A 17,363-nucleotide genomic window follows, 5' to 3' on the forward strand; every position below is an offset into this window, starting at 1 on the left:
TCAGAGCTTGACGGCGTCGCAGAGCTTCTTGACCGAGTCGACGCTCTTGTCGAACTGGGCCTTCTCGTCGGCATCGAGCTGGATCTCGACCACCTTCTCGACGCCGCCCGCGCCGATGATCACCGGCACGCCGACATAGAGCCCGTCCACGCCGTACTCGCCGGACAGATGCGCCGCGCAGGGCAGCAGCCGGCGCTGGTCCTTCAGATAGCTCTCGGCCATCTGGATCGCCGAGGCGGCCGGGGCATAGAAGGCCGAGCCAGTCTTGAGCAGCGCCACGACCTCGGCACCGCCGTCGCGGGTGCGCTGGACGATCTGGTCGAGCTTCTCCTGGGTGGTCCAGCCGAGCTTCACCAGGTCCGGCAGGGGAATGCCGGCGACCGTGGAGTAGCGGACCAGCGGCACCATGCTGTCGCCATGGCCGCCCAGCACGAAGGCGGAGACGTCCTCGACCGAGACGTTGAACTCCTCGGCCAGGAAGTAGCGGAACCGGGCGCTGTCCAGGATGCCGGCCATGCCCACCACCTTCTGCGGCGACAGGCCGGACACCTTCTGCATCACCCAGACCATCGCATCGAGCGGGTTGGTGATGACGATCACGAAGGCGTCGGGGCAGTGGGTCTTGATCGCCTCGCCGACCTGCTTGATCACCCCGGCATTGATGGCGATCAGGTCGTCGCGGCTCATGCCGGGCTTGCGCGGGATGCCGGCGGTGACGATCACCACGTCGGCGCCGGCGATCGCGGCGTAGTCGTTGCTGCCGGACAAGGCGGCGTTGTAGCCTTCGACCGGTCCAGCCTGCGCCAGATCCAGGGCCTTGCCGGCCGGCACGCCCTCGGCGATGTCGAACAGGACGACGTCGCCCAGTTCTTTCTGCGCGGCCAGAAGGGCGAGAGTCCCACCGATCTGTCCCGCACCGATGAGTGCGATCTTCTTTCGCGCCATGCCGGAACTCTTCCCCTCGTTGCATTGCGGTCGACGGCCGGAAGCCGGCGCCGTTCTAGGCCCCTGCGCCGGATGCGGCAATCCGCACCGCGCATGGCAGCGCAACAAGAATGACGCGGGCGGCGGCATGCCGACCGGCGGCACCCGGCGCAGGGCCGCCGGGTGCCGGTCGAGGGAGGGGAGGGCGAATCAGGCGCCGGACGGGTCGATCCTCCGGGCGATCACGATCTTGTCGATGTCCAGGGTCCCGGCATCGATCTGGTCGACGACGCCGACGGGATTGTACATGTGGAAGATCGCGGTGGACTGGCGCCCGCCGCCGGCGCCGTCCAGATCGACGCTGACGATCACGTCGTTGCGGCCGCCGTTGCCGTCCAGGTCGGCAGCCTGGAACTGCAGCCACTTGTCGGCCTGCAGCGGGTTGAAGCCGGCACCCTGCAGGAGGTCGGCCAGCAGCAGCTTGTCGCCCTGCTCGACATTGAAGTCGTGGATGACGTCGAGCCGCTCGCTGACGGTGCCCATGCGGAACAGGTCGGCCCCCCTGCCGCCGAACAGCGTGTCCTGGCCCGGCCCGCCATTGAGCAGGTCGTCGCCGTCGCCACCGACCAGGAGGTCGTTGCTTTCGCCGCCGTCCATGACGTCGTTGCCGCCGCCGCCGCGGATCTCGTCGTTGCCGGCGCGGCCGCTGATCAGGTCGTCCTGCGCGGTGCCCTGCAGGATGTCGTTGCCGGTGGTGCCGCGCAGCAGGCTGTCCTCCAGGCGGACCTGCATCACCGCGGGCTTGCTGGTCAGGCCCTCCTCGTCGGTGACGGTGAAGGAGAAGTCCCGCGTGCCTGGGCGGATCGAGCCGGTGTCGTTGACGTAGCGGACCGCGTGCAGGGCGGTCTGGTAGTTCCCGAAGCTGTCCAGCCCGGTGAAGCTGATCATGCCGGTGCTGTTGACCGTGTAGCCGATCGAGGTGCCGTCGATCACGCCGTCCTGGTTCGCATCAGCGCTCTCCAGGATGCCGATCCGGTCGCCGGCCTGCTGGCCGGCCACCAGGCGAACCGTGGCGGCGCTGGCGCGGGCGCTGTCGTCCGCGATGCTGGCCTCGGTCCCGACATTGGTGCCGGAGGCCTGCTCGCGATAGGTCGGCCCGAAGCGGACCTGGAAGATGTTGTCGTTGAAGTCGAAGTCGGCGCCCTTGTTGGCCGGGCTCTGGTCCTCGAAGCCGAAGGTGAACTCGCCCTCGCTGCCGAACAGGCCGGAGATGACCTGGGTGCGGCCGAACGGGTTGAGCAGGTTCTCCGGGGTGGTCGGATCGGCGTCGGCGCTGTGGAACACCAGGCCCTGCACGATCGTCTGGGTGCCGTCGGCCGCGACATGCACCAGGACCGGCGGCTGGCCGTCGCTGATCTTGGCCGGCTGCCCGGTCTGCGGGTTGCGGAACTCCAGCCGGCCGTCCTCGAACAGGCCTGGATTGAGGGTGAAGCCCTTCTGCACCAGGAAGAAGCCCAGCTGGGTCCCGGCCGGCACGGTGCCCAACTCGTAGCTGGACTGGCCGGGCGTGAGCGGTCCCTTGCCGTCCTGGAGCTTGGGCAGGTCCGGGTCGAACACGTCGCTGTTCACCTGCGGGAACGCGACCTGCACGTTGGTGAACTGGCCGGACGCATCGATGAAGTAGACGCCCAGCGTGTTCTGGAACTGGGCCGCCTCGTCCTTGAACACGATCGTGACCTCGCGGTCGACGTCGAGCTTCAGGTTGTCCGGGTCGATGCCGAAGAACCGGTCGATGTCGTAGGGCTGGCCTTCCCGGAACTGGTCGAGGGCCTGGCCGGTCGCCAGCTTGAACCCGTCCGACAGCTCCGCGACCTTGCCGATGATCAGCGGCCGCACCGACAGCGTCGGCGCCTGGTTCTCCTCGGGCGGCGGCGGCGGCGGTGGCGGCGGAGGAGGAGGCAGGGGCGGCGGCGGAGGCGGCGGCAGGGGGGGCGGCGGCGGCAGGGGCGGCGGCGGAAGCGGCGGCGGAGGAGGCGGCGAGGGCGGCGGCGGGGAAACCGGCGGCGCATCGCCGTCCGCCACCGATCGCAGCGCGCCCTGAGGATCGATCTCCCGGAAGCCGTAATTGAGCGCGGTCGGCCCGAGCGGGCCGGTGGCGTCGGCGCCCGGGCCGATCCCCTTTGGGCCATAGAAGGTATAGATGCTGCCGCCCGCGTCGGCGGGACCACCCGGCTCGCCGCCTCCGGACGTATCGCCGCCGGCCGCGGGCTCCACGTTGGCCAGCCGCTCGGCGCTCGCCAGCAGCGTGTCGGCCGCCACGAACGGGCCGGACAGGACGGACAGGGCGGGAGCCGCCTCGCCGGCCGGGCGCGGCGCGAAGAAGTCCACCAGGACCAGCACCCCGCCGTCGGCCAGCGTGATCACCAGGTCCTCGCCATCCGGGGCGTAGGTGGCGGTCTGCGGATCGAAGGCGTCGCCGGGCAAGGCATACCTGCCGCCGGCCTGGACCAGGATGGTCGCGCGCTCGCCGGGTGGCGGGGCCTCCAGCCGGATCACCTCGCCGCCGACGCTGGCGGCGGCGGTGTTGGCGATGCGCTCGGCATCGCTGGCGGCCGGTCCAGGATCGGCGGACCCGGAATCGAGGGGTCCGGAATCAAGGGGCTTGGTGTCTGGAAGCGCATCCGGGGTGGCCAGCTGCTCGACCGCCTCGGTGGTCGCCGGGGCGGACGGCTCGGCGGACAGATCGGCCTGCCCGGCAGGATCGGCGGCGGCCGGTGTGCCCGGCCGGTCGGGGGCCGCCTGACCTACCAGCTCGGTCTGCCCCTCGGCGCCGGTCCAGAGATCGGCCTGATCCGGTGCTCTGCGGCCGCTCGCGTCGCCTTCCAAGTCTGCCACCAGGGAACCCCCACATCGCTGCGCCGTGCCATCTTGATCGCGAAGCCGGATTGCGGGCCTTTTGCAAGGCGCTGCATCCAACTTTCCTCGCGGCGCTTAACCAGATCGAAACCTATCTGCCCGTTATATTGCTCTCAACCGCAATTAGATAACTTTGCGAGTATCATGGTATGTCTGACCCGTCCGTCGCCCCCGCCCAGGCTGCGATGATCCGCAAGACCATGCGCATCGGCACGGTGCGCACCTCGATCAAGCTGGAACCCGATTTCTGGACCTACCTGAAGGAGGTGTCCGAGCAGCGGCGGATGCGGCTGTCCGCCCTGGTGAACGAGGTCGCCAACGCGGCGCCCGACCGCACCAACCTGGCTTCCACCCTGCGCACCTTCTCCCTGGTGCACGCCCAGCTGCGCACCCGGGCCCTGCACCAGGAACTCGACCGCCTGATGGTGGCCGGCAACAATCAGGACCTGCTCAAGGTCATGGAGACCTGCCCGCTGCCGATCGTGATCCTCAATCCCGAGCGGCAGATCCGGCAGGTGAACCGGGCTCTGGTGACCTGGCTCAACCTGGACCCAAAGGCGACGATCGGCCAGCGACTGGACAATGTCATGATCCTGCGCGCGCCCAACCTGAAGGACATGTGGGTTCATCTTTCCAGCGGGCACATGCAGCGCGGCAGCTTCAGCGCGACCTATGTCAGCCCCGGCCGGGTGCGGACCGCCCAGGCCCTGGCGGTGGCGCTCTCGCCCCTGGGGGAGGGCCAGCCGCGCGGCTCGATCGTGCTGTTCGAGACCCTGTCGGGGCGAAACTGAGGGCGCCGGCCCGAGGCCGATGGACATGGACGGGCAGCCGCTGTTGCCAAAAAGGCGCATCTGCTGGCCAATCGCGGAACCCGGGGCCGGCATGGTCCAGCCGGAGCGGCTCATCCCACGAAAACGGGCAGCATTTCAACTTATGAGCGAGGCACGGAACAGGGTGCCCGGTCTGCCGGGGACGGCGGGCGGGGAGGCGGTCAGCTCTTGGGCGCGCGCTTGCTCAGGATCCGCTGCAGGGTCCGCCGGTGCATCTCCAGCCGGCGCGCGGTTTCCGAGACGTTGCGGTTGCACTGCTCGAACACGCGCTGGATGTGCTCCCAGCGGATCCGGTCCGCCGACATCGGGATCTCGATCTCGTTGCCGCTCCGGGACGATTCGCCGCCCAGCAGGGCCGCCACGATCTGGTCGGCATTGGCCGGCTTGGCCAGATAGTCGACCGCCCCGGCCTTCAGCGCGACCAGCGAGCTCGCGATGCTGTCATAGCCGGTCATGATCACGATCCGGGTGCCCGAGCGCAGGTCCAGGAGGGTATGGACCAGCTCCATGCCATGGCCGTCGCTCAGGTTGAGGTCGAGCACGGCGTATTCCGGCGGGCTGTCCGCCGCCTGCTCGTGGGCTTCGCGCAGGGTGCCGACCGCGGTGACCGCAAAGCCGGCCTTCTCGAAGGCGCGGATCAGGTTGCGGCGAAGCGGCGCGTCGTCCTCGACCAGCAGAAGATGCCGCGGATCGTTCTCGCTGCGGATCCGTTCGCTCATGTCGCCGGGCATTATCACGACCTCCTCCCGTCGAATCCGTCCTCCGCCTCGCGCAGGGATCCCGAAATGGATCCATGGTGCTGCGTGCGGGTCATTCCTTGGGCGCCCTCTTGTTCAGGATCCTCTGCAAGGTGCGCCGATGCATGTTGAGCCGCCGCGCGGTCTCCGAGACGTTGCGATTGCACTGCTCGAAGACCCGCTGAATATGTTCCCAGCGGACCCGGTCGGCCGACATGGGATTCTGTGGCGGCGGCGGCAGCGCCGCGCCGGTGGCGAGCAGGGCCGCGATCACCTCGTCGGCATCCACCGGCTTGGCCAGGTAGTCGATGGCGCCGGCTTTCACCGCGGCGACCGCGGTGGCGATGTTGCCGTAGCCGGTCAGGATCACCACCCGGGCCTTGGGGTGGATCTCGCGCAGACGGCGAACAAGATCGATCCCGCTGCCGTCTTCCAGCCGCAGGTCGATCACCGCGTAGTGCAGCTTCAGCGAGTGGACGAGGTTGAGCCCCTCTTTATAGCTCTCGCCCGGAAACACCCGAAAACCACGCCGCTCCAGGGCGCGCTGGAGTGAGCGGCGCAGTGGCGCATCGTCGTCCACCAGCAGCAGGGCCGGTTCCTCGCCCGACTCCATTTCGACCATGCCGGACGTCGCCACCCTCAGGCCGCTGGTCGGCCACTCGCTCATGTCATCTTCCCTTCGAAGGAGCGCCGCCACGCTTCGTTCGGCCAGCGAAGCGTCACGACCGCACCGTCGCGCGCGTTCTCAACATGCAAGGCAGCGCCGGTGCGCGCAAGCAGTGTGGTCGCGATGAACACGCCCAGGCCAAGGCCGCCATCGTCGCGTCGGGTGGAAAGATAGGGCTCCCCCAGCCACTCCAGAACTTCAGGCGCAAACCCTGGACCGTCGTCCCGGATCATCACACGCACCTCCCGGTAATCGTGCTCGATAAGAACTTGCAGTCGGCTCTCGGCGAATTCGAGTCCGTTGTTCAAAAGATTGCCCAGGGCGTGCCGGAACTCCGGCGTGGGCACCAGCGTCGGCTCGCTCAGACCTTCGGCGATCCGCGAGGTCACTTCCAGCGCGATACCCGGCCGCGCGTAGGGCTCGGCGATCTCGCGCAGGATGCCCGACAGGGGCGCCCGCACGAACGGCGCATGCTCGGCATGGTCGCGGTGCCGGCCGATCCCGGCCAGGATCGTGCGGCAGCGCAGGGTCTGCTCCAGAAGGACCTGTGTCTCCGCCCGCAAAGGATCGTCGTCCTCCAGCTCGTTCAGCATCTCCTTGGCGGTGATCAGGATCGTCGCCAGCGGCGAGCCCAGCTCGTGGGCGGCCGCGGTGGCGAGCGCGCCCAGCGCCGACATCTCCTGCTCCCGGGCCAGCGCCATCTGGGCCGCCCCCAGGGCGTCGGTCATCCGCCTGGTCTCCTCGGCGACGCGCCAGGCATAGGCGGCGATCAGGATCGAGGCCATGGTCAGCCCCGCCCAGACCGCGGCCACGTACAGCCCCGGCAGCGGCAGCCCGACCCCGAACCAGGGCAGCGGCGAGGGGACCAGGGCCAGAAAGGTCACCGTCGCCACCGCGAGCAGGCTCAGGAGCACGGTGGAGCCCAGGCCCAGCGTGGCGGCGCCCAGCATCAGCGGCACCGCCACCAGGACCGCGAACGGGTTGCGCAGGCCGCCGGTGAGCGCCAGCAGGTAGCCGAGCTGCAGGATGTCATAGGCGAACAGCCACAGCGCCGCGCGCTCCGGCAGGCGGGTCGCCGCCCGCAGGGTCACCATCAGCGCCAGGTTGATCAGGGCGGACAGGGCGATCGCCGGGAGCAGCCACTCGACCGGCAGCGCGATGCCCAGCGAGTAATGCACGAACAGCACGGTGAACAGCTGGCCGACCACCGCGACCCAGCGGGTGAGAGACAGCGTGTGGAGGCGGATGCGCCCGCGCAGGTCGGGCGGGTCGGACAGGCCGAGCAGGCCCTGCACGAACATGCCGGTGCGCCGGGCCATGCCTGCCTCTCCCCCGGCCAGCGCCGACGCCCGTTCCCGCTTCGCCATCCACCCGTCCATCCGCCTGTCACTGTCCGGATGCGACGAACGCTGTCCCGGCCCGGCGCGCAAGAGGGCCATTGGTCATCGCCGCCCTGGGCGGACGACGCCGGCGCGCCTAGGATCCGGCCCCGCGAGGAACGACAGCAGGGCGACGCACGGCATGATCAGGGTCTGGGGCCGCAACAACTCGGTCAACGTGCAGAAGGTGATGTGGACCATCGCCGAACTGGGGCTGGCGCACGAGCGGCTCGACGTGGGCGGCGCGTTCGGCGGGATCGACCAGGCATACCGGGAGCGCAACCCGCATGGGCTGATCCCGGTGATCGACGACGAGGGCACCGTGGTCTGGGAGAGCAACGCGATCGTGCGCTATCTCTCGGCGCGCTGGGGACAGGGCACCCTCTGGCACGCCGACCCCGCCATGCGGGCCCAGGCCGACCAGTGGATGGACTGGCAGCAGACCACGGTGCAGCCGTTGATCACGCCGGTGTTCTGGGGGCTGATCCGCACGCCGCCCGAACAGCGCGACGAGGCGGCGATCGCTACGGCCACCGCCCGGCTCGGCCAGATCTTCGCGATGCTCGACCGCCACCTGGAGAACCGCCCCTTCATCGCCGGCGATACCCTCTCCATGGGCGACATCCCGCTGGGCGCGCTCACCTACCGCTACCTCAACCTGCCGATCGAGCGGCCGGACCTGCCCAACCTGCAGCGCTGGTACGCCCGGCTGACCGACCGGGCGGCATTCCGCAAGCACGTGATGATCCCGCTCACCTGAGGCTCGGACGACGCAGGCGGCGCCGACCATGCGTGGTGGCGCGGGCCGGCAAGCCGGCGTCGTGGCCAGGATGGCGCGGCGGGACTTGCAGCCCATATAAAGAGAGCCTTATATCCGGTCGCGAGTGTTGCCCGTGCTGCCCGAGATCCCCACGCCCTGCGTCGGCATCTGCCGGCTCGATCCCGAGACCGGCCTGTGCCAGGGCTGCCTGCGCAGCGGCGCCGAGATCTCCGTGTGGCCCGTCGCCAGCAACGAGCAGCGCCTGGAGATCGTCCAGCGGCTGCGCGAGCGGCGCCGCGCCCGTGGCGTCACCTCCTGGGCCGACCAGCGCCCGCGCCGTCGCGGACGGGTGGCGGTCGGGCGGTCCCAGGTCTAGATTGCCCCACTGTCCGGCATGCCGCGCCGGCTTCCTTCCTGCAGGTCCGACCGTTCATGTCCCATCCCCTTGCCGATCTGATCGCCGAGAAATCCTTTTTGCTCGCCGACGGCGCGATGGGCACCAACCTGTTCGCCCAGGGCCTGATGTCGGGCGACAGCCCGGAATTCTGGAACCTGGAGCATCCCGAGCGGATCCGGAAGGTCCACCAGGACTTCGTCGACGCCGGCTCCGACCTAGTGCTCACCAACAGTTTCGGCGGCAACCGCCACCGGCTGAAGCTGCACAACGCGCAGGGCCAAGTGGGCGAACTGAACCGAGCCGCGGCCCGGATCGCCCGCGAGGTCGCCGATGCCGCGTCCAAAAAGGTGCTGGTGTGCGGCTCGATCGGCCCGACCGGCGAGATCTTCCAGCCGGTGGGCGTGCTCTCCCACGAGGAGGGCGTCGAGGCGTTCGCCGAGCAGGCGATGGCGCTGGCCGAGGGCGGCGCCGACGTCCTGTGGATCGAGACGATCTCCGCCCAGGAGGAACTGGCGGCGGCGGTCGAGGGCGCGGCACGCGCCGGCCTGCCGATCGTGACCACCATGAGCTTCGACACCAACGGCCGGACCATGATGGGGCTGACCCCGGAAGCCGCGCTGGAAGCCGCCCACGTCCTGCCGGTCCGCCCGCTCGGGTTCGGCGCGAATTGCGGGATCGGCCCGGCACAGCTGCTTCACACCGTGCTGTCCTTCCGCAACGTGCGCGATGCCGACGACATCATCGTCGCCAAGGGCAATTGCGGCGTGCCGGAATATGTCGAGGGCGCCATCCGCTATTCCGGCTCGCCGGAGATCATGGCGACCTATGCCAGGCTGGCCCGCGACGCCGGCGCCCACATCATCGGCGGGTGCTGCGGCACCTCGGCGGAGCATGTTCGGGCGATGCGCGAGGCGCTCGACCAGCACGTGCCGGCCAGAGTGCCGACCCTGGCCGAGGTCGAGGCGCTGCTGGGCCCGATCGCCTTCGCCGGGGCAGCGCCCGGCCATGGCGGTGCGGAGCCGGCGCGCCGCCGCTCACGTCGGCGCGACTGACCCCCATCCGGCGACGGATGGCGTCGAGCCGCGTCGACCGCGGCTGGTTCCCGCATTACGCTGCCATCGTCCGGGAGGGGCGCCCCCGCCCGGTGCTCCTCCCGGCACGCAAGAATTTCTCGAAGAGGTCGTAGCGCATGTGTGGAATCGTGGGCGTCATCGGCAAGGGCGACGCGGCTCCCTTGCTCCTGGAGGGGCTGCGGCGCCTGGAATATCGCGGCTACGACAGTGCCGGCGTGGCCACGCTGGTCGATGACCGGCTGGAGCGGCGCCGCGCCGAGGGCAAGCTCGACAATCTCGCCCGGGAACTGGCGGGCGCGCCGCTCGCCGGCACCACCGGCATCGGCCATACCCGCTGGGCCACCCATGGCGCGCCCACCGAGACCAACGCCCATCCGCACCAGGCGGACGGCGTCGCGGTGGTCCATAACGGCATCATCGAGAACTTCCGCGAGCTGCGCGAGGAACTGGTGGCCCGCGGCCGCCGCTTCGAGACCCAGACCGACACCGAGGTCGTGCCGCACCTGCTGTCCGAGCAGATGGCCAAGGGCCTCTCGCCCAAGGAGGCCGCTTCCCGTGTGCTGCCCAGGCTGCACGGCGCCTTCGCGCTGGCGATCCTGTTCGAGAACCATCCCGACCTGCTGATCGCCGCTAGGCGCGGCAGCCCGCTGGCGATCGGCTACGGCCAGGGCGAGATGTTCATTGGCTCCGACGCGCTGGCGCTGGCCCCGCTCACCGACCAGATCCAGTATCTGGACGAGGGCGACTGGGCGGTGCTGACCCGCCATGGCGCCATCGTCCACGACGAGTCCGGCCAGGTGGTGGAGCGGCCGATCCGGCAGACCGCGTTCAGCGGCGCCATGATCGGCAAGGGCAACCACCGGCATTTCATGGAAAAGGAGATCCACGAGCAGCCGGCGGTGATCGGCGACACGCTGCGCTCGTTCGCCGATCCCAAGACCCACAAGGTGGCGCTGCCCGACCTGCCGTTCGACCTGGGCACGCTCGGCCGGCTGGCGATCGTGGCCTGCGGCACCGCCTCCTATGCCGGCCTGGTCGCCAAATACTGGTTCGAGAAGTTCGCCGGGATCCCGGTGGAATGGGACATCGCTTCGGAGTTCCGCTACCGCGAGCCGCCGCTCTCGGCCGACCAGGCGGCGATGTTCATCTCGCAGTCCGGAGAGACCGCCGACACGCTGGCGGCGTTGCGCTACGTCAAGGCCAAGGGCCGCAAGACTCTGGCGGTGGTCAACGTGCCGGAGAGCTCGATCGCGCGCGAGGCCGACGGCTGCCTGCGCACCCTGGCCGGGCCCGAGATCGGGGTCGCCTCGACCAAGGCATTCACCACCCAGCTGGCCACCCTGGCCTGCCTGGCGGTGGGTGCGGCGCGGGCGCGCGGCCGCCTGTCGGCCGAGCGCGAGGCGGCGCTCACCACCGAGCTCGACGAGATCCCGGCCAAGCTCGTCCACGTGCTGGAGCACAGCGAGCTGATCCGCAAGATCGCCGCCGACGTGATGCATGCAAGGGACGTGCTCTATATCGGCCGCGGCTCGATGTACCCGATCGCCCTGGAGGGGGCCCTGAAGCTGAAGGAGATCAGCTACATCCATGCCGAGGGCTATGCCGCCGGCGAACTGAAGCACGGGCCGATCGCGCTGATCGACGAGAACGTGCCGGTGATCGTGGTGGCGCCGCGCGACGACCTGTTCGAGAAGACCGCCAGCAATTTGCAGGAGGTCAAGGCGCGCGGCGGGCGGATCATCCTGCTCACCGACCAGGCCGGCTGCGAGCAGCTGGGCGAGTATGCCTGGCACTGCGTCACCATGCCGGCCTGCGACCCGTTCGTGGCGCCGATCCTCTACTCGATCCCGGTGCAGCTGCTGGCCTACCACACCGCCGTGGCCAAGGGGACCGACGTCGACCAGCCGCGCAACCTCGCCAAATCCGTCACGGTCGAGTGAGCGGCTTCCAACCGCAGGCATGACGCACTACCCCTTGTGGGCGGGACGAACCGCCGACAAGGGGAGGCTTGCTTGATCCATGCGATCCGGGCCCTGCTGCCCGAGGGCTGGGCCACCGACGTGCTGGTCCAGATCGACGCCCGCGGCGACATCGCCAACGTGCAGGCGGGAGTGCCGGCGCCGCCCGAAGCCGAGCGGGCGGGCATCCTCCTGCCGGGCGTGCCCGACATCCACAGCCACGCCTTCCAGCGCGCCATGGCCGGGCTGGCCGAGCGCCTGCCGAGCGGCGAGGCCAGCTTCTGGACCTGGCGGGCGGTGATGTACGCCTTTGCCGGGACCATGACCCCGGAGATGGTCCGCGCGGTCGCCACCCAGCTCTATGTCGAGATGCTGGAGGCCGGCTACACCACGGTCGGCGAGTTCCACTACCTGCACCACCGCGCCGATGGCCGCCCGCACGACGATCCGGCCGAGATGGCGCTGGCCCATCTGGAAGCAGCCCGGGCGGCGGGGATCGGCATGACCATGCTGCCCACCCTCTACCAGACCGGCGGGTTCGACCAGCCGGCGGAGCCCGGGCAGATCCGCTTCCTCCACGAGCTGGACGGGTACTTGCGCCTGGTCGAGCGGCTGCGCGCCGAGATGGAGGGGCGGCCAGACGAACGGCTGGGGATCGCGCCGCATTCCTTGCGCGCGGTGCCGCCGAAGGTTCTGCAGGAGGCGGTGCGGGCCTGGCGGGACATCGACCCGGACGGTCCTGTCCATATCCACCTGGCCGAGCAGGTCCGCGAGGTCCGCGAGTGCCTGGAGGCCACCGGGCGCCGCCCGGGCGAGCGGCTCCTGGACCTGGTCGAGCCCGATGCCCGCTGGACCCTGATCCATGCCACCCATCTGGAGGATGCCGAACTCGCGGCATTGGCGGCCAGCGGCGCGGTCGCGGGCCTTTGCCCCAGCACCGAGGGCAATCTCGGCGACGGCCTGTTCCGGCTCGCCGACTGGCTGGAGCAGGGTGGCGCGCTGGCGATCGGCACCGACAGCCATGTGGTGATCGATCCGTTCGAGGAACTGCGCTGGCTGGAGCATGGCCAGCGGACCCGCACGCTGCGCCGCACGGTGGCGGCCTCCCTGGCAGAGCCGCACAGCGGCGCCCGGCTCCTGCGGGCGGTGCTGGAGGGCGGGCGCCAGGCGATGGGCCGGCCGATCGGCCGGATCGAGGCGGGTGCGCGCGCCGACCTGGTCGTCCTCGACGAGCGGCACCCGCGCCTGGTCGAGCGGCCGGGCGACCTCCTGCTGGACAGCCTGGTCCTGGCGCCCGGGCGGGGCATGGTGCGCCACGTGATGGCTGGCGGGACCTGGCAGGTCCGCGACGGCCGCCACCGGCTGCACGAGGAAGCCGCCGCCGCCTACCGGCAGGCCGTCGCGGGACTGGCGGCATGAACGGCCCGCCGGACGACCGCTGCCTGTTCTGCGGCACGCCGGCGCCGGTGATCTGGGTGCATGGCCATGGCCAGTGCGCGTTTTGCGGCACCAACCGCGATCCCTGCTGCGACGGCGCCCCGGACGAGCCGCTCGACGGCAGCCTGCCGACGCTGATCACGGCACGGCTGGTCCTGCTTCCCGCGGTGGCATCGGGGGAAGCCTATCCGCCTGGATACGGGCGCTGGACGGTGGCGGAGGCCGGCGCCCTGGAGCTGCCGGTCGGCGAGGTGCTCCTGGCGCCGCATGGCCAGAACAGCCCGGAGATCGAGCTGAGCTTCCGGATCGACCTGGTGGCGCGCGGGCAGGGCTTCGCCCGCGAGGCGGCGCGGGTGGTCATCGAGCATGGTGAGAAGCGCCTGGGCCTCACCGAGCTGGTGGCGTTCGTCCACCCGGACCACCGGGCGCCGGCGCGGATCCTGAGCCGGCTGGGCTTCCAGGCGGAGGGGCGCCGGATGCTTCGCGGCGGCGGCCAGGTGGTGGTCTGGCGACGGAGATCGCAAGCATGAAGATGATCGGGGTGATCGGCGGCCTCTCCTGGGAGAGCACCGCGATCTACTACCGCCTGCTGAACGAGCGGGTGCGGGCCCGGCTGGGCGGGCTGCATTCGGCAAGGCTGCTGCTCTGGTCGTTCGACTTCGCCGAGATCGAGGCTCTGCAGGCGGAAGGGAACTGGGCCGGCGCCACCCGCGCCATGGAGGCGGCGGCGCGGGCCCTGGCCGCGGGCGGCGCCGACCTCCTGCTGATCGCCAGCAACACCATGCACAAGATGGCCGACCAGGCCGCGGCCGCGTCCGGCCTGCCGGTGCTGCACATCGCCGATCCCACCGGGCAGGCGATCCGCGCCGCCGGCTGCCGCCGCCCGGCCCTGCTGGCGACCGCCTACACGATGGAGCAGGACTTCTACCTGGGCCGGCTGCGCGAGCGCCATGGGCTGGACGCCATGGTCCCGAACGAGGCGGACCGGCGCCAGGTCCATCGGATCATCTATGACGAGCTCTGCCAGGGCATCGTCCGGCCCCAGTCCAAGGCGGCCTACCTGGAGGTCGTGCGCCGGCTGCGGGCGGACGGCGCTGATTCGATCATCCTGGGCTGCACCGAGATCTGCATGCTGCTGGGCCAGGACGACCTGGACTGCCCGGTGCTCGACACCACCAGGCTGCACGCCGAGCATGCTGCCGACCTCGCCATCGGCGGGGGACCAGCCGGCTAGGCCGGATCGCCAGTCAGGGCTTCCGGGTGTGCGGCATGCTGCTCCACCGGGTGCGGAGCTGGTTTGGGCGCGTCTGGACGAGTGGGAAGCGCACCGAGCTGAGCGAGGCGCCGTGGCAGCGGATCGCGGCCATGGTGCCGGGCAGGGCGGGTGATCCGGGTCGGACGGGCTGGGACAACTGGTTGGTCGTGAACGGCTGCCTGTGGGTGCTGCGCTGGGGCGCACCCCTGACGGTCGGCTGACTGCTGATCGCGACAACCAGCACCCAATGCTCGACAGCACGACCGTCCGCGCGCATCAGCAGGCGGCAACGGGAAAAGAGGCCCCAAGGATCAGGCGCCGGGGCGTCCCGGAGGAGGGCGGACGAGCAAGATCCACATGCTCGCCGACCACGCTTACGACAGCAGAGCCTTAGGTGCGCTTCTCGCCGACATGGCGGCCAAAGCGGGGATCCGTGCCAACCGCACCCGCAAGATCGCCACTGCGCACGACACCACCGCCCACCGGCAGCGCAACCGGATCGAGCGATGCTTCGGCAAGCTCAAGCACTTCCGCCGCCTCGCCACCCGCCATGACCGCCCACCCTCCACTTCATCGGCTTCGTTTAACTCGCCGCCGCGATGATCTGGATGCGATGAATGTCGATCGGCGCTAGCCCCGCGGCGGTTCCGTGGCGCCGACCCGCAGTTCGGCGGGATCGGCCAGGATCGCGGCCAGGGTCTGTTCCACCGTCTGCGCCGAACTGTCGATCCAGCGGCCGACCCTGGGGGTCTGCCGGCGCAGGATCTCGGCCATCTGCTCGGGCTGCCAGCTCCCATAGGCGCTGGCCTGGCGCTGCCGGTCGCGTCTGGCCAGGACAACGGGATCGGGATCGAGGACCACGACCCCTGGCCGCCAGGGCCGCAGGCGCTCGACCACTTGGCCCAGATACGGCCCGAGGATCACGTCCTGGTAGACCACCAGATAGCCGGCCGCCGCGTAGCCGGCCGCGGCATCGCTGGCCAGCCGGTAGCGCAGTTCCAGCTGGGCCAGGGCCTCGGCGGAGGGCGGTGCTGTCATCTCGACCGCACCGGTCACGATCATCCGGCGGAACAGGTCGCCCTGCAGGTGGACGCTCTGGGGCAGGCGCTCGGCCAGGGCCTGGGCGATCGTCGACTTGCCGGCGGCCATGGCGCCGGTGACGACAATGATCCTCGGAAGTCCATCCATTGGGCCGGTCCAATGAAAAAGGCCGCCGATCTTCCGATCGGCGGCCTCTTCCTGCAATGCGTTAATCGTCAGGCTTCGATGCGCTTGCCGGTGCGCTTGTCGAACAGGTGCAGGTGATCCACGTCCGGGAGGAGCATGACGTCCTGGCCCGGCTCGAACCGGTGACGCTCGCGGAAGATCGCCTGGACCTCCTGGCCGGCCATGTGCACGACCACCATGGTCTCCGCACCGGTCGGCTCGACCACGACGACCTTGGCCGGGACGCCCTGGCCGCTCTCGCTGATGTAGAGATGCTCCGGGCGCACGCCGTAGACGACCTCGGTGCCGTCCTTGCCGCCCAGGCGGGCGGGGACCGGGAGGCGGGTGACCCCGTCCTTGGCCACCACCATGCCGCCGCTGCCGTCGGTGCGGAAGGTGCCCTCAATGAAGTTCATCGAGGGCGAGCCGATGAAGCCGGCGACGAACAGGTTGTTCGGATGGTCGTACAGGTCCAGGGGCGCGCCGATCTGCTCGACATAGCCGCCCTGCATCACGACGATCCGGTCGGCCATGGTCATGGCCTCGATCTGGTCGTGGGTCACGTAGATCGCGGTTGTCTTGAGCCGCTGATGCAGTTCCTTGATCTCGGTGCGCATCTGCACGCGCAGCTTGGCGTCCAGGTTCGACAGAGGCTCGTCGAACAGGAACACCTGCGGATCACGGACGATGGCGCGGCCCATCGCGACGCGCTGCCGCTGACCACCCGAGAGCTGGCGCGGGTAGCGGTCGAGCAGCTGGCCCAGACCCAGGATCCCGGCGGCCTTGCCGACCCGCTCGTCGATGACGTTCTTGGGCGCCTTGGCCAGCTTCAGCGAGAACGCCATGTTCTCCTTGACGGTCATGTGCGGGTAGAGCGCGTAGTTCTGGAACACCATGGCGATGTCCCGGTCCTTGGGCGCCACGTCGTTGACGACGCGCCCGCCGATCGAGATCTCGCCCTTGCTGATCTCTTCCAGGCCCGCGATCATCCGCAGGAGCGTGGACTTGCCGCAGCCGGACGGGCCGACCAGCACCACGAACTCGCCGTCGGCGATGTTGACGTCGACGCCGTGCAGGACCTGCACCGAGCCATAATACTTGTCGACCTTGTTGACGGTAACCGATGCCATCGATCGTTTTCCTCATGCCGGCACGCCAGGGCGACGCCGGACGCATGGATGCCGGCGCTAAATCTGTTCTGGCTCCCGGAGCCTCCCCGGAAGGGCATCGCCCGCCGGAAGCTTTGCCGGGAGCGGACCCGCGAGGCAAGGGGGAAGGATCAGACGGGTACGAGCCGGCGGTGGGGCAGGGGCGGCATCACCAGCTCGATCGCCGAGCCGGGCCAGACCGGCCCGGCCGCCACGACCACGCCCATCACGCCGGCCTTGCGGACCAGCCCGCCCTCGGAATCGCGGCCCAGCACCGCGGCGGTCAGGCCTGGCTGGAAGCCGTCGAGCTGGGCGCATGGATTGCGCAGGCCGGTGATCTGGACCGTCGCGCCGCTGCCAAACCGGAGCAGGGCGCCGGTCGGCAGGGCCAGAAGGTCCAGGCCGCTGGTGGTGACATTCTCGCCCATGACCCCGGGCGCCACGGCAAAGCCCTGGGCACAAAGCTCGTCCAGCAGCTCGGCATGGATCAGGTGGACCTGGCGTAGATTGGGCTGGGTCGGGTCGCGGCGCACCCGGGAGCGATGCATGACAGTGACGCCGCGATGCGCGTCGCCGGCCACGCCCTCGCCGGCGACCAGCTCGATCCGGTCGATGCTGCGCTTGCTGAAGGCATGCTGGCTGCTGCGGCTGACTGCAACGACGGTTGCCACGGGGG

18 protein-coding genes are annotated in these 17,363 nt (G+C 70.0%); 10 read left to right on the forward strand and 8 right to left on the reverse strand.

Annotated features, from left to right (window positions below; all coding sequences use genetic code 11):
• Together mdh and GEMRO_RS35660 are read right to left on the reverse strand one after the other, a co-directional pair.
• On the reverse strand, positions 1 to 945 hold the full coding sequence (gene mdh / locus GEMRO_RS0114050; RefSeq protein WP_027134504.1) for a malate dehydrogenase: 945 nt from the start codon (positions 943 to 945) through the stop codon (positions 1 to 3).
• A 189-nt stretch (positions 946 to 1,134) separates the two neighbouring features.
• Positions 1,135 to 3,819, reverse strand: a complete 2,685-nt coding sequence (locus GEMRO_RS35660) for a type I secretion C-terminal target domain-containing protein (protein ID WP_157505590.1) — start codon at positions 3,817 to 3,819, stop codon at positions 1,135 to 1,137.
• Positions 3,820 to 3,989: 170 nt separating this feature from the next.
• Between GEMRO_RS35660 and GEMRO_RS29650 the strand changes: the two genes are divergently transcribed.
• Positions 3,990 to 4,631: a ribbon-helix-helix domain-containing protein gene (locus GEMRO_RS29650; protein ID WP_035485329.1), complete on the forward strand. Its 642-nt coding sequence runs from the start codon at positions 3,990 to 3,992 to the stop codon at positions 4,629 to 4,631.
• A gap of 200 nt (positions 4,632 to 4,831) precedes the next feature.
• Here the strand turns inward: GEMRO_RS29650 and GEMRO_RS0114065 are convergent, their stop codons facing one another.
• The 3 genes from GEMRO_RS0114065 to GEMRO_RS29655 form a co-directional block, all read right to left on the reverse strand.
• The gene (locus GEMRO_RS0114065; RefSeq protein ID WP_276202831.1) at positions 4,832 to 5,401 is read right to left on the reverse strand and encodes a response regulator; all 570 of its coding nucleotides are present in this window, start codon (positions 5,399 to 5,401) and stop codon (positions 4,832 to 4,834) included.
• A gap of 79 nt (positions 5,402 to 5,480) precedes the next feature.
• Complete coding sequence (locus tag GEMRO_RS0114070) at positions 5,481 to 6,029, reverse strand: ActR/PrrA/RegA family redox response regulator transcription factor (protein WP_027134506.1); 549 nt, start codon at positions 6,027 to 6,029, stop codon at positions 5,481 to 5,483.
• A gap of 41 nt (positions 6,030 to 6,070) precedes the next feature.
• Positions 6,071 to 7,441: an ActS/PrrB/RegB family redox-sensitive histidine kinase gene (locus GEMRO_RS29655; RefSeq protein ID WP_051329064.1), complete on the reverse strand. Its 1,371-nt coding sequence runs from the start codon at positions 7,439 to 7,441 to the stop codon at positions 6,071 to 6,073.
• A gap of 154 nt (positions 7,442 to 7,595) precedes the next feature.
• Between GEMRO_RS29655 and GEMRO_RS0114080 the strand changes: the two genes are divergently transcribed.
• The 9 genes from GEMRO_RS0114080 to GEMRO_RS35985 all read left to right on the forward strand — a co-directional run bounded on the left by GEMRO_RS0114080 (position 7,596) and on the right by GEMRO_RS35985 (position 14,936).
• Positions 7,596 to 8,213, forward strand: a complete 618-nt coding sequence (locus GEMRO_RS0114080) for a glutathione S-transferase family protein (protein ID WP_027134507.1) — start codon at positions 7,596 to 7,598, stop codon at positions 8,211 to 8,213.
• A 133-nt stretch (positions 8,214 to 8,346) separates the two neighbouring features.
• Positions 8,347 to 8,589 carry a DUF1289 domain-containing protein gene (locus GEMRO_RS29660; RefSeq protein WP_205624976.1) on the forward strand — a complete coding sequence of 81 codons (243 nt, stop codon included), beginning with the start codon at positions 8,347 to 8,349 and terminating at the stop codon, positions 8,587 to 8,589.
• A 56-nt stretch (positions 8,590 to 8,645) separates the two neighbouring features.
• A complete protein-coding gene (gene bmt / locus GEMRO_RS0114090) occupies positions 8,646 to 9,662 on the forward strand; it encodes a betaine--homocysteine S-methyltransferase (RefSeq protein WP_027134508.1) in 1,017 nt (338 codons plus the stop codon).
• A gap of 137 nt (positions 9,663 to 9,799) precedes the next feature.
• Positions 9,800 to 11,623, forward strand: a complete 1,824-nt coding sequence (gene glmS, locus GEMRO_RS0114095) for a glutamine--fructose-6-phosphate transaminase (isomerizing) (RefSeq protein ID WP_027134509.1) — start codon at positions 9,800 to 9,802, stop codon at positions 11,621 to 11,623.
• A gap of 72 nt (positions 11,624 to 11,695) precedes the next feature.
• Complete coding sequence (locus GEMRO_RS0114100; RefSeq protein ID WP_027134510.1) at positions 11,696 to 13,060, forward strand: formimidoylglutamate deiminase; 1,365 nt, start codon at positions 11,696 to 11,698, stop codon at positions 13,058 to 13,060.
• Entirely contained in the window at positions 13,057 to 13,608 is a 552-nt protein-coding gene (locus GEMRO_RS32720) for a GNAT family N-acetyltransferase (RefSeq protein WP_051329065.1), read from the forward strand. Before GEMRO_RS0114100 ends, GEMRO_RS32720 begins: the two co-directional genes overlap by 4 nt.
• Positions 13,605 to 14,312, forward strand: coding sequence for an aspartate/glutamate racemase family protein (locus GEMRO_RS0114110; protein ID WP_027134511.1), 708 nt, complete (start codon positions 13,605 to 13,607; stop codon positions 14,310 to 14,312). The genes GEMRO_RS32720 and GEMRO_RS0114110 overlap by 4 nt, the downstream gene beginning before the upstream one ends.
• A gap of 35 nt (positions 14,313 to 14,347) precedes the next feature.
• A complete protein-coding gene (locus GEMRO_RS35980) occupies positions 14,348 to 14,554 on the forward strand; it encodes a hypothetical protein (protein WP_407645381.1) in 207 nt (68 codons plus the stop codon).
• A gap of 136 nt (positions 14,555 to 14,690) precedes the next feature.
• Positions 14,691 to 14,936 (forward strand): transposase, encoded by a 246-nt coding sequence (locus tag GEMRO_RS35985; protein ID WP_407645382.1) that lies wholly within the window; start codon positions 14,691 to 14,693, stop codon positions 14,934 to 14,936.
• Positions 14,937 to 14,963: 27 nt separating this feature from the next.
• Here GEMRO_RS35985 and GEMRO_RS29675 read toward each other — a convergent pair whose 3' ends face one another.
• The 3 genes from GEMRO_RS29675 to GEMRO_RS0114135 form a co-directional block, all read right to left on the reverse strand.
• Positions 14,964 to 15,521: an AAA family ATPase gene (locus tag GEMRO_RS29675; RefSeq protein WP_051329616.1), complete on the reverse strand. Its 558-nt coding sequence runs from the start codon at positions 15,519 to 15,521 to the stop codon at positions 14,964 to 14,966.
• 68 nt (positions 15,522 to 15,589) lie between these two features.
• Entirely contained in the window at positions 15,590 to 16,669 is a 1,080-nt protein-coding gene (locus tag GEMRO_RS0114130) for an ABC transporter ATP-binding protein (RefSeq protein ID WP_027134512.1), read from the reverse strand.
• Between the two features lie 149 nt (positions 16,670 to 16,818).
• Positions 16,819 to 17,358, reverse strand: coding sequence for an MOSC domain-containing protein (locus GEMRO_RS0114135; RefSeq protein WP_027134513.1), 540 nt, complete (start codon positions 17,356 to 17,358; stop codon positions 16,819 to 16,821).
• Between the last annotated feature and the right edge of the window lie 5 nt (positions 17,359 to 17,363).

The sequence above is a fragment of the Geminicoccus roseus DSM 18922 genome (genome assembly GCF_000427665.1).
GTDB classification, from domain to species: Bacteria; Pseudomonadota; Alphaproteobacteria; order Geminicoccales; family Geminicoccaceae; genus Geminicoccus; species Geminicoccus roseus.